Source organism: Gemmata sp., assembly GCF_051859125.1.
GTDB lineage: Bacteria > Planctomycetota > Planctomycetia > Gemmatales > Gemmataceae > Gemmata.
This window is the reverse complement of sequence record NZ_JBHYGG010000116.1, coordinates 1-11,094: the sequence shown is the minus strand read 5'-3', so window position 1 is coordinate 11,094 and position 11,094 is coordinate 1. Positions and strand designations below refer to the sequence as shown.

General features: G+C 69.6%; 11 protein-coding genes. 4 read left to right on the top strand and 7 right to left on the bottom strand.

Annotated features, from left to right (window positions below):
• Nucleotides 1-51 precede the first annotated feature (51 nt).
• Entirely contained in the window at nt 52-1,089 is a 1,038-nt protein-coding gene (gene pheS / locus ACTIGN_RS12870) for a phenylalanine--tRNA ligase subunit alpha (protein WP_439624387.1), read from the bottom strand.
• A 284-nt stretch (nt 1,090-1,373) separates the two neighbouring features.
• Between pheS and ACTIGN_RS12865 the strand changes: the two genes are divergently transcribed.
• Nucleotides 1,374-1,808, top strand: coding sequence for a hypothetical protein (locus tag ACTIGN_RS12865; protein ID WP_439624385.1), 435 nt, complete (start codon nt 1,374-1,376; stop codon nt 1,806-1,808).
• A gap of 6 nt (nt 1,809-1,814) precedes the next feature.
• Here the strand turns inward: ACTIGN_RS12865 and ACTIGN_RS12860 are convergent, their stop codons facing one another.
• The 4 genes from ACTIGN_RS12860 to infC form a co-directional block, all read right to left on the bottom strand.
• Nucleotides 1,815-3,254, bottom strand: coding sequence for a TIGR04222 domain-containing membrane protein (locus tag ACTIGN_RS12860; protein ID WP_439624383.1), 1,440 nt, complete (start codon nt 3,252-3,254; stop codon nt 1,815-1,817).
• Between the two features lie 215 nt (nt 3,255-3,469).
• Nucleotides 3,470-3,862, bottom strand: a complete 393-nt coding sequence (rplT, locus tag ACTIGN_RS12855; protein WP_439624381.1) for a 50S ribosomal protein L20 — start codon at nt 3,860-3,862, stop codon at nt 3,470-3,472.
• Nucleotides 3,863-3,933: 71 nt separating this feature from the next.
• The gene (rpmI, locus tag ACTIGN_RS12850; protein ID WP_439624379.1) at nt 3,934-4,140 is read right to left on the bottom strand and encodes a 50S ribosomal protein L35; all 207 of its coding nucleotides are present in this window, start codon (nt 4,138-4,140) and stop codon (nt 3,934-3,936) included.
• A gap of 353 nt (nt 4,141-4,493) precedes the next feature.
• The gene (infC, locus tag ACTIGN_RS12845; RefSeq protein WP_439624377.1) at nt 4,494-5,255 is read right to left on the bottom strand and encodes a translation initiation factor IF-3; all 762 of its coding nucleotides are present in this window, start codon (nt 5,253-5,255) and stop codon (nt 4,494-4,496) included.
• A gap of 457 nt (nt 5,256-5,712) precedes the next feature.
• On the opposite strand from infC, the gene ACTIGN_RS12840 reads away from it, so the two are divergent.
• Genes ACTIGN_RS12840 through upp form a run of 3 tightly spaced genes read left to right on the top strand, consistent with a single transcriptional unit; the run spans nt 5,713 to nt 9,188 of the window.
• Nucleotides 5,713-7,359 carry an ATP-binding protein gene (locus ACTIGN_RS12840; protein WP_439624375.1) on the top strand — a complete coding sequence of 549 codons (1,647 nt, stop codon included), beginning with the start codon at nt 5,713-5,715 and terminating at the stop codon, nt 7,357-7,359.
• Nucleotides 7,360-7,390: 31 nt separating this feature from the next.
• A complete protein-coding gene (gene queG / locus ACTIGN_RS12835; protein WP_439624374.1) occupies nt 7,391-8,500 on the top strand; it encodes a tRNA epoxyqueuosine(34) reductase QueG in 1,110 nt (369 codons plus the stop codon).
• Nucleotides 8,501-8,558: 58 nt separating this feature from the next.
• Nucleotides 8,559-9,188, top strand: coding sequence for a uracil phosphoribosyltransferase (gene upp, locus ACTIGN_RS12830; protein WP_439624372.1), 630 nt, complete (start codon nt 8,559-8,561; stop codon nt 9,186-9,188).
• Between the two features lie 91 nt (nt 9,189-9,279).
• Here the strand turns inward: upp and ACTIGN_RS12825 are convergent, their stop codons facing one another.
• Both ACTIGN_RS12825 and ACTIGN_RS12820 read right to left on the bottom strand, forming a co-directional pair.
• On the bottom strand, nt 9,280-9,819 hold the full coding sequence (locus ACTIGN_RS12825) for a hypothetical protein (RefSeq protein WP_439624370.1): 540 nt from the start codon (nt 9,817-9,819) through the stop codon (nt 9,280-9,282).
• A gap of 225 nt (nt 9,820-10,044) precedes the next feature.
• A partial coding sequence (locus tag ACTIGN_RS12820; protein WP_439624368.1) for an Hsp70 family protein occupies nt 10,045-11,094 on the bottom strand: 1,050 nt, incomplete at its 5' end.

The following is an 11,094-nucleotide window of genomic DNA, read 5'->3' as shown; positions in this document are numbered from 1 at the left end:
TCATAACCGATTAGAGGCTGCCACAACGACTTGCGGTTCACCAGACAGAGCCTAGAACTGCCGCAGGAAGCGGAGGTCGTTCTGCCAGAACAGGCGGATGTCGTCGATCGCGTGCTTGAGCATCAGCATCCGCTGCGGGCCCATGCCGAAGGCGAAGCCGGTGACCTTGTCCGGGTCGTAGCCGCCGGCCCGCAGCACGTTCGGGTGGACCATCCCCGCCCCCAAGATCTCCAGCCAGCCCGTGCCCTTGGTGAGGCGGTCGCGGTTGGGGTCGTCCGCCGGCCAGTCGATGTCCACCTCGATGCTCGGCTCGGTGAACGGGAAGTAGCTGCTGCGGATCCGCACCTGCCGCTCCGGGCCGAACATCCGCCGGGCGAACGCGGTGATCGTCCCCTTCAGGTCGGCCATCGTCACCCCCTCGCCGATGACGAGCCCCTCCACCTGATAGAACTGGATCTCGCTCCGCGTGCTGATCGCCTCGTTCCGGTAGCACATCCCCGGCAGGATCACGCGGATCGGCTTGCCGGCCGCCTCGCGCATGACGTGGATCTGCCCGGGTGAGGTGTGCGTCCGCAGCACCACGCCGGGGGTCGTCGTGAAGAACGTGTCCCACATGTCGCGGGCCGGGTGGTGCGCCGGCATGTTCAGGCACTCGAAGTTCAGCTCGTCCGTCTCGACCTCGCGGGTGCGGTACACCTGGAACCCGAGGTCCGCGAAGATGGCGTAGATCTGCCGCAGGATCTGCGTCGCCGGGTGCAGCCGGCCCCGCGGCCGCGACCGCCCGGGGAGCGTCACGTCGAGCGGGTTCGCCGTCAGGCTCGCTTGCAGCGCCTTGTCCTTCGCCTCGGCGAGCGCGGCGTCGTAGGCCCCCGTGAGGTCTTCCTTGACGCGGTTCACCTCCTTGCCGTAAGGGCCGCGCTGGTCCTTCGGGATCGTGCTGAGCTTGCCCAGCGCCGCCTTCACCAGCCCCTTGTCGCCAAAGAACCTGGTGTTCCAGCCCCGCAGCGCGGCCTCGTCGGCGCACCCGTGCAGTTCGGCGAGCCCCTGGGCTTCGAGGGTCTTCAGGTCGTCGGCAGCGTTGTCGGCCATCTCTCCGGCTCCGTCGGCAGAATTCGCTTCGTGATGGTGACAGGATACGACCGCGCCGGGTTCGCGTTCAGAAGGCCCGGCGGCGGGCGGCTTTGGCTGTGGACTTCGCTGCCCGAAAACGGGATAAGTACACGGAGAGGGCCGCGGGTCCCGTTGCGTCCCCCGACCCGGTGAGCGATCACGTCCGGGACGTCGCTGGTAAGCCCTCACTTCAGGAGAAGTGACTCTCCGCCGGAACCCCGGACACCGCCCGGAGGCGCGGCGACCGGGGGAGGACAGGTACCGTGCCGATCAAGTACCACATCGACCCCGACCGCCGTCTCGTCATCGGGTGGCTGGTGGGCACCACCACGGTGGCGGAGATGTTCGACTACGCCCGCGAGGTGTGGGTCCGCCCCGAGGTCGCGGGGTTCGACGAGGTCATCGACACCGGGCACGCCGAGGTCATCGAGAACCCCACCCCGGCGGCGCTGCGGACCCTGGCGGCCCGGTCGGCGGTGATGGCCGCCACCGTGCCCAAGGGCCGGTTGGTGATCGTGGCCCGTCAGCAGGTGCAGTACGGCCTGGGCCGCATGTACGAGGTGTACCGCGGGCAGGAACCGGGACGCACGCAGGAGGTCGCGGTGTTCCGCACGCTCGCCGAGGCGTCCGCGTTCCTGGGCACCGACGTGACGGCCGCGGTCCCGCCCAAGGAACCGCCGCCCGAACCGGCCGATTGATCCGGGTCAGTCGCCGCCGCAGCCCCCGCACCCCCCGCCGCCGCAGCCCCCGCCACCGTCCCCGCACCCGCCGGTGCCGCACCCCGACGTGCCGCACCCGCCGCTCGCCGCGGCCGTCTGCCGCGGGTACCAGTCCTGCATGAACGCGATGCTCGAGCCGGCCAGCGCCGCCGTGCCGAACAGGGCGACCGCCAGCGCCGCGTCGTGCGACCCGTTCCACGCGGAGCCGGTCTGGAGCGTTTGGTTCCGCTCCTTCAGCGCCGCCAGGGCGTGTTCGCCGCGGCGGGTCAACCGCGGCACCCCGGCGCTGACGACCGCGAGGCCCACGATCAGCCCGATCATTGAGGTGGCGATCAGGTACTCGACCGACTTCCCGTGCGTCAGCCCCATCGCGAACCGCGGCAGCGCCAGGCCGAGCATCACCGCGAGGAGCGGCGTCACGCCCAGGAGCCACGCCCGCGCCTTCGCGCCCCGCGAGAGCAGGTAGCCGTCGGCCTCCAGTTGCCGGGCCGGCGCGTCGTAGGCCGCGTGGACCGCCTTCGCGACCGGCGCCAGCGCCGCGGTCGTCTTCTCGACCGGCAGGCCCGCGAACACCGCCCGCTCGACCTCCGTCGCGCCGTCCCGCGGCGCGCCCAGGGGCACGAGCCGCTCGCCCCGGACGGCCGCGGAGCCGTCGGCGACCAGCCGCGAAGCGGCCGCGGTCGTGAGCCGCGCCGGGCCGCCGGCGAGGAACGCGACCTGCTCCCAGTCGAGGTCCGGCACCTCGTCGGCGACGGGTTCGGGGCCGCGGTGGTTCGAGATGATGACCCGCCCGAGGGCCACCGCCCCGATCATCATCGGGATGAGGAACCCGAGGAACTTCGCCCCGACGAGCGCGAACGGGTTCGGCCCGCCCTCACACCCGGGGACGAGCACCGCGACGGCCGCGAACAGTGCCGCCAGTTTCGCCGCCCCCCGCACCGGGGCCTTCGCGACCACCCAATTCTTGCTCGTGTTCACCGACCGGTGGTTCAGGTCATCGCCGAACCGGGCCTCCGGGCCGCTCCACACGTCAGAAGGCGCGTCGCACCCGAACGCCTCGCGGTACCGTTGCAGGGTGCGGGCGTACATCGCGAGGTGCTTCTCGTGCTCGGCGGGGCCGCCCTTGGTCGGCTCGTGGTGCAGGGGCCGGCCCAGCGCATCGCCGCAGAACCGCTGCCAGTAGCTCCGCGTGTACGTCAGGTGCAGGTGCCACGCCGCGTCCACGTCCTCGGACGGGCACACGGGCGCGTCGGAGGTCACCGAGAGGAACACGAACCGCTTGTACTCGGCGATCACGCGGTCGGCGCGGGCGCGCGACCAGCCGTTCTCTCGCGCGAGCCGGGCCGCGAACGGCAGGCCGACGCGGCCGCCGTCGATGTCGAAGGACTCGACCCGGGACAAGAGTTCAGAATGGTCCGAACGCATCCGGCACCCGTGGGAAGGAGTGTGAAACCGTCTGGCCTCACAGTGTACTTCGCCACGGTCCGGGTGTCGTTCGTGAAGACGAGAAGAAGGATTGGCCGCAACAAAGCACAGAAGTCACAAAGAAGACAGCCGATGATCGAGACCCGTGCGTCGGGTCTCGACTCGCTTCTTTATTGTGACTTCTGTGCTTTTTTGCGGCCAATCAGCGCCTTCGCTTACTTAGCGGCGACCGCCGGGGCGGCCGGCGCGGCGCTGGCGAGCGCGGTCTTGGCGATCTCGACGATCTGGTCGAACGTCGCCGGGTCGTGGATCGCGATCTCGGACAGCGCCTTGCGGTCGAGCGCGACGAGCGACAGTTGGAGCCCGTGGATGAACTCGCTGTACCGCAGGCCGCGCATCCGGCACGCCGCGTTGATGCGGACGATCCAGATGCGGCGGAACTGCCGCTTCTTCGCCTTGCGGTCGCGGAACGCGTACACCCGCGACCGGATCAGCGTGACGATCGCCTGCCGGAACAGGTTGTGCCGGCTGAGGCGGAACCCCTTGGTGAGCTTCCGCGTCCGCTTCCGCCGCGCCGCCTGAACCTTCGGACTACCCGCGCGAACCATGATTCAATTCCCAATGGTGTTGAGTTGTGTGTGTCGAACAAGAGCCGGCGGGGCGTGGCCCGCCCGCCGGGTCAGAGGACGCCGAGCGCGATCTTGTACTTCTTCTGCACGTTCGGGCGGTCGCCGATGACGCCCGCGGTGCGGAGCTGTCGCTTGCGCTTGGTGGTCATGTGCGCGTTCAAGTGCCGCCGGCCCACCTTGGCGTACTTCAGCTTGCCGGTGCCGGTCACCTTGATCCGCTTCTTGACGCTCTTGTTCGTCTTGTTCTTACTGGCCATTGGGGATGTCCTCCGTGCGGGGGAGCGGCGGCGGGAAATGAAAAAGGGAAAGGTCGAAAGGAAAATGAAGAACCGGTGCGTTTGGCGGGGCTTCTCTTTACTTTCTACCTTTAACCTTTTGAATTCCGTGCCTCCGGCTTGTGTCCCCCCGACACATGTGTGGCGTGCGAGCGGCCGAAACGTTCGGCCGGGCCGCCGGGGTCGCCGCGACGGGTCGCGGGTGGGAGCGGAACGCGCGGGACCCGAGGACGTTCTCGGGTTCGCGCGGCGGTCCGTTCGGTAATCGCTGATTGTAGGAGAGATCGAGTCGGGCGGAAAGGGCGGCGGCGCGGGAACCCGCGCCGCCGGACCGGTCAACCGTTGGGCTTGGCGGCCGGGGCCTTGGGCGCGGGGGCCTTCGCCGGGGCCGGGGCGGCCGCAGGCGCAGCGACGGGGGCGGCCGCCGGGGCGGGTGCGACCGCGGCGGGCGGGGCCGGTTCGGCCTTCGCGACCGGGGCCGCGGGGGCCGGCGGCGCGCCGTTGGCCGAGGCGGCCGGCTTGTCGGCCCTGTCGGCCGGCTTGGCCTCGGGCTTGTCGCCGGGCTTGGCCTCGGGCTTGTCGGCCTTCGGCTTCGCGGCGGGCTTGGCGGCCCCGCCGGGCTTCGGGGCCAGCAGCGCGACCATGCGCTTGCCTTCCATCCGGGCCGGCGACTCGATCTTGCAGTGTTCCTGCAGGGCCTCGAGGAGCTGGTTCATCACCCGCTGCCCCTCCTCGATGTGCTGCATCTCGCGGCCGCGGAACAGGACGTTCACCTGCACCTTGTCGCTGTGGTCGAGGAACTTCCGGGCCTGGGCGACCTTGGTGTCGATGTCGTGGTCGCCGGTCTTCGGGCGGACGCGGATTTCTTTGAGCTTCTGTTGGTGCGTCTTCTGGTGCGACTTCTTGGACTGGGCGTACTTGAACTTGCCGTAGTCCATGATCTTGCACACCGGGGGCCGCTCCTTGTCGGCCACCTCGACGAGGTCCAGCCCGGACTCCCGCGCCATCTCCAGCGCCTGCGAGGTCGGGACGATGCCGTGCTGCTCGCCTTCGGCTCCGATGAGGCGGATGGGGCTGATGCGGATCTGCTCGTTCATCCGGGGTCCAGCCGGGCCGCGCGGGGCGGCGTTGCGATCGAATGGAGGGATTGCCGTGTCTCCTTCTGTGCACAGGGTCGGGGTGTGGCCGGCCCGAGTAACCGGCTCCCGCCCCCAGCGCGACGCTCCACCGTCGGGCCCGGGGTGCGGGAAGAGCCTTTAACTCATTACACTTAACCCCTCGTCCCCGCGTCGTCAACATCCCGTGTAGAAAAAGTGCGGTTGCACCGGCCGGGGCGGCGGTTCCGGCGCGGCCCGCCCGGCCCGCGGCGGCGGCCCCCGGCCCGGCCAAAATCCGGCGGTCGCGGACCGAGCCCTTTCGCCCGGCGGCACTTCGGTGTAGGCTAGAGTCGTCAAACGACCTCACCCCCGGGGCGGAACGACGGGGCCGCCGCCGGCCGCCCGCCCGGGGTCGCACTCCCGGAGCGGCACGACCCGGACGCAGGAGCCCCGCCAGATGCGGTTCATCATCGCGAACGAGTTCTACCAGCAGATGCTCCAGATGCCGCACCACACGCCGGACTGCTACGTCCGGCCGGGCGAGTACCTGCACCACATGTACCTCGACGGGGTCAAGTACGCCATCGCCCCGGCGGTCCTCGACTGCCTCGCGGAGGCCGAGAGCAAGGGGGACACCGAGGCCGTCGCCCACCTGTCGCTGCACAAGCTCCACTTCGAGGCGCTCCTGGCCGACGCCGAGCGGACCGGCACCCTCACCGAGGAGGTCACCCTCCTGGGCGACGCGCCGCCGACCGACGAGGAGTCGATGCCCGCGACCGGCAGCACCTACGCCCCGCGGATGCCCTCCAAGTGGGAGGACCTGGGCCTGGAGCTGCCGTTCATCTACGAAGTCGCGATGCGCACCATCTACGCCCGCGGGCAGATCACCGGGAGCGAACTGGCCAACTCAATGGCCGTGCCGTTCCCGGTGCTCAACCCGGTGTTCCAGATGATGCGGAAGCAGAGCCTCATTGACATCGTGGCCCAGAAGGGCAACAGCGGCGACGCCGGGTTCGTGTACGCCATCAAGCCCCCCAAGGGCGAGGACGCCCTGCGGGACTGCCTGGAGAAGACCACGTACATCGGCCCGCTCCCGGTCCCGTTCTCCGACTACGTCGAGTCGGTCCTCGCGCAGACCGTCAAGAAGCTCATCGTCACCCGCCGGAGCATCGCCAAGGCTTTCGAAGACCTGATCATGACCGAGGACGTGTTCAACGAGATCGGCCCGGCCATCAACTCGGCCCAGTCGATCTTCTTCTTCGGGTACCCGGGCAACGGGAAGACCAGCGTCGCCGAGCGGATCACCCGGCTCATGGGCGACGCCATCTACGTGCCCCACGCGGTCGAGGCCAACGGCGCGATCATCAAGGTGTACGACCCGATCCAGCACGCCGCCATCATCGACGACGACGCCCGCGACGTGACCGAGACGATTTTGAAGAAGGGCGTGAACTTCGACATGCGGTACATCCGCGTCAAGCGGCCCACCATCATCGTCGGCGGCGAGCTGACGATGCCGATGCTCGACCTCAAGTACAACCCGGTCGGGAAGTACTACGAGGCCCCGCTCCAAATGAAGGCCAACGGCGGGATCTTCATGATCGACGACTTCGGCCGCCAGCAGGTCCGCGCCATGGACCTGCTCAACCGGTGGATCGTCCCGCTGGAGAAGAAGTACGACTACCTGAACCTGACCAGCGGCACCAAGGTCGAGGTGCCGTTCGACCAGTTGCTCATCTTCAGCACCAACCTGGACCCGCACCAACTGGCCGACGAGGCGTTCCTCCGCCGCATCAAGTTCAAGATCGAGATCCGCGACCCGAACGAGGCGCAGTACCGCCGGATCTGGGAGCTGGTGTGCAAGTCGCGGCGGGTCGAGTACGACGACCGGGGCATCGACTACCTAATCAACAAGTGGTACACGCCGGTGAAGCGGCCCCTGCGGATGTGCCAGCCCCGCGACCTGATCGACCAGATGATGAGCATCGCGAAGTACAACATGGAGCGGGTCAACTTCAGCCCCGACCTCATCGACGCCGCGTGCTCGACGTACTTCATCAGCGCTGAGAAAAAGGACTTCGGCGCCAAGGTGCGGATGGACTGACCCCGCGCGGTTGCGGAGTGCGGAACTCGGAATGCGGAACCCCGACCAACCCGGTGCGCTCGAAGCGCGACTCAAAGCCGAGGCCACGCGCCTCGGCTTTTCGCTTTCGGGCGTCGCCCCGGCGACCGAGGCCGACGGGTTCGCGCGGTTCCGCGGGTGGCTCGACCGCGGGTACGCGGGCGAGATGACCTACCTCCACGAGCAGGCCGACCAGCGGGCGCACCCCCGGTCGATCCTCGACGGCGTCCGCAGCGTGGTCATGCTGGGGATGGAGTACGGGCAACGCGGAGCGGGGAGTGCGGAGTGCGGAGTGGGTAGCAGTGATGCGGCTTCTGAAATTCCGCACTCCCCGCTCCGCACTCCGCACTTCCCCGGCCGCATCGCCGCCTACGCCCAGGGTCCGGACTACCACCGGTACATCTGGGACCGCATAAACGAACTGGCCGCGTGGCTCGAGGCCGAGGTGCCGGGGTGCCGCACCCGGGCCGTCGCCGACACCGCCCCCCTGCTCGAGCGCGACTTCGCGCGCCGGGCCGGGCTCGGGTGGGTCGGCAAGAACACCATGCTCATCAACCCGCGGCGCGGCAGCTTCTTCTTCCTCGCTTCGGTCCTCACCGACCTGGAACTGACGCCCGACCCGCCGTTCGCCGGGTCGCACTGCGGCACCTGCACCGCGTGCCTCGACGCCTGCCCCACGGCCGCGTTCCCCGAGCCGCACGTCCTCGATGCAACGAAGTGCATCAGCTACCTGACCATCGAACTCCGCTCGCCGGTGCCCGACGAGTTGCGGCCGAAGGTGGGGGACTGGCTGTACGGGTGCGACGTGTGCCAGGACGTGTGCCCGTGGAACCGCAAGCCGGCGCCGGGGCCGGTCGGGTTCCCGCACCGCACCGACCTGGAGTGGCTCAACCCGGTGGAACTGCTCGGGCTCGACGCGGCCGCGTTCCGGGCGCGGTTCAAGGCGACGTCGCTGTGGCGAAACCGCCGGCCGGGGCTGCTCCGCAACGCCGCGCTCGTACTCGGCAACACCGGCGACTCTCGCGCGCTCCCGGCACTGGAGAAGGCGTTAAGCGACCCGGAGGACGTGGTGCGCGACGCCGCGGCGTGGGCGATCGCGCGGATTCGCGAGCGGCATTCATAAACTACCCCCGCCGCTTCCTCTCCGGTCCCGCCCGTTCCGCCATCCGCAGGGGTGCCCGATGCCCGCGCCGGTCCACGTTTCGACCCACCCGCTGATTCAGGACAAGCTCGCGAAGCTGCGGGCGACCGGCACGAAGCCGCCCGAGTTCCGGGCGCTCGTCGCGGCGATCTCGCGGGAGCTATTCTTCGAGGCGACGCGGGACGTGGCGCTGAGGCCGGTGCTCGTCACGACCCCGCTGACGACGACGACGTGCCACGAGGTCGCCGAGCGGATCGGTCTGGTGCCGGTGCTGCGGGCCGGGCTGGGCATGGCCGACGCGATGCTGGAGGCGCTGCCCGACGCCGCGGTGTGGCACCTGGGCCTGTACCGGGACCACGCCACCCTCAAGCCGGTGACGTACTACAACAAGCTCCCGGCGAAGCCGAACATGGACCTCGGCATCGTGCTCGACCCGATGCTCGCGACGGGCGGCAGCGCGATCGCGGCGCTCGACATTTTGAAGGCGTCGGGCACGCCGAAGATGAAGTTCATCGGGATCCTGGCGGCCCCCGAAGGGGTCCGGGCGCTGCAAGAGGCGCACCCGGACGTGCCGCTGTACCTGGCGGCGGTTGACTCGCACCTGAACGAGGTGGGGTACATCGTCCCCGGGCTCGGGGACGCGGGCGACCGGCAGTTCGGCACTACCTGAGTCGTCAAGTTGCAAGTCGTCAGGTCGTCAAGTCAAGCAAAGAGGTTCCGGCGGTCTCGACTTGATGACCTGACGACTTCCCGACCTGCGACTACTTCAACGCTTTCACCCACCCCTCGAAGGCCTTGAACTGGGCCTCGACGGAGCCGGCCGGGCCGCTCAGGCGGACGTGCGTGGCCTCGTCGTTCTCGCCGACGATCACCCACACGACGCGGTAGTTGTCGAGGAGCATCTCCTTCGACGCGGGGTCCTGCGGCCGCTCCTTGTACTTCCAGGTGCCGGTCACGTCGAGGACGGTGACGGTCGCCCCCTTCACGTCCCACTTGCTCACCTTGGCGATGTCGTCGATCGTCTTGCCCTCGGGCGGCACGAACTGGTTCTTCCACTTGGGGAAGCTCTTGTCCGGGTTCGGGTGGCTCTCGGGGAACACGGCGACCTCGGCCCCGGGCAGGTCCTTCACCTCGGGGAGCCGGAACTGGTACGACCGCAGCAGGTTCGCCGGCTTCTCCTTCTTCCAGTCGGCCGGGGCGGTGGCCTTCAGGCCGCCGATCTTCGTCTCGGTGCCCTTGTCCTGGGCGGCCGCCGCGAGCGGCAGCGCGAGAAACAGGGCGGCGGTTGCAACGGAACGCATCGGGGACTTCTCCGGGAGGGGACAGCGCGCACGGCACCGGTTCGACGTATCTTCGCCCGCCAGGGTTCCGGCGGAAAGCGCCCGCGGGGGGATTTCTTGGGTGCCGAGGGTCTTGGGCCCTGGCGAGCGGGGGACGTGAGTCCCCCGGTTGAACTGAGTAGCAGCTACGAGTTGCACCGGGGGGACTCACGTCCCCCGCTCGCCAAAACACGCGGGCAGTGTGCTTCACTGCACCCGCAGGTTCCGCACCCACGCGGCCTCGCGGGCGAGTTCCGGGTCGGTCAGCCCGCCGGGGCGGAGGATCGCGGCGGTCGCGGCCCGGCCGCTCGTCAGGTCGGTTGCGGTCACCTCGATGCGACCGTTCGCCCCGACCCCGCACCGCACACGCACGGGCGACCCCTTCGGCAGGTCGGGCGGGAGCCCCTCGATCCAGCACTCGCCGACGGGGATGCACGCCTCGGCCTGGTGCGCCTCGCCCTGGAGGATGCGGACGCGGACGCGGGTCTGGTCGTCGGCGGCCGTGTAGTACACCTGCTCGGCGGCCGCGGGGAGCTGCGTGTTCTTCGGCACGAGCTTGTGATTGAGTTGCTCGTCGCCCTGCCGCACCTGCACCCCGAGCGAGTGCGCGTTCACGCTGATCTCGACGATGTCGCCGAGGTCGCCCGGCGGGGGCTCGGTGGCACCCGGGTCGGCCGCGGAGCGGATGCCGGCGTGGACCGCCGCGCCGCGGGCCACGACCTCGCTCACCGCGAGCGAGTGGTCGGGTTCGCGGCCGGTCAGATCCGCGAGCATCGTGCGGGTCGCCGGCATGTGCGTGCTGCCGCCGACCATCAGCACCTTGTCCACCTGCTGCCACGTCAGCCCAGTCGAGGCGAGCAGGTGCTGCGCCGTGAGCCGCGTTCGCACGAGCAGGTCGCGGGTCATCGTTTCGAACTCGGCACGCGACACGGGCACGGTGAGCCGGCGGCCGTCGTGCGACACGGTCACGCTCACCTGCTCGACCTTCGAGAGCGACCGCTTCGCGCGCTCGGCGCTCGCCTGGAGCGCCGCGTCCGACTGCGGGTCGGTCCGCGGGTCGGTGCCGAACTCCTTTGCGAACCGCTCGGCGGCGTGGGCCGCGATCCGGTCGTCCCAGTCCCGGCCGCCGAGCCGCACGTCGCCCTCAATGCCGAGCACCTGGAAGCGCTTCTTGCCGAGTTTCACGAGCGTCACGTCGAACGTGCCGCCGCCGAGGTCGTAGACGAGAACGGTTTCGGCGAGCGGGGGGCGTGAGCC

Excerpts from the sequence above, each read along its gene's own strand:
- ACTIGN_RS12825 (WP_439624370.1), bottom strand. The coding sequence starts at position 9,819 with ATGCGTTCCGTTGCAACCGCCGCCCTGTTTCTCGCGCTGCCGCTCGCG.
- infC (WP_439624377.1), bottom strand. The coding sequence starts at position 5,255 with ATGAACGAGCAGATCCGCATCAGCCCCATCCGCCTCATCGGAGCCGAA.
- ACTIGN_RS12840 (WP_439624375.1), top strand. The coding sequence starts at position 5,713 with ATGCGGTTCATCATCGCGAACGAGTTCTACCAGCAGATGCTCCAGATG.
- queG (WP_439624374.1), top strand. The coding sequence starts at position 7,391 with ATGCGGAACCCCGACCAACCCGGTGCGCTCGAAGCGCGACTCAAAGCC.
- upp (WP_439624372.1), top strand. The coding sequence starts at position 8,559 with ATGCCCGCGCCGGTCCACGTTTCGACCCACCCGCTGATTCAGGACAAG.
- pheS (WP_439624387.1), bottom strand. The coding sequence starts at position 1,089 with ATGGCCGACAACGCTGCCGACGACCTGAAGACCCTCGAAGCCCAGGGG.
- rpmI (WP_439624379.1), bottom strand. The coding sequence starts at position 4,140 with ATGGCCAGTAAGAACAAGACGAACAAGAGCGTCAAGAAGCGGATCAAG.
- rplT (WP_439624381.1), bottom strand. The coding sequence starts at position 3,862 with ATGGTTCGCGCGGGTAGTCCGAAGGTTCAGGCGGCGCGGCGGAAGCGG.
- ACTIGN_RS12860 (WP_439624383.1), bottom strand. The coding sequence starts at position 3,254 with ATGCGTTCGGACCATTCTGAACTCTTGTCCCGGGTCGAGTCCTTCGAC.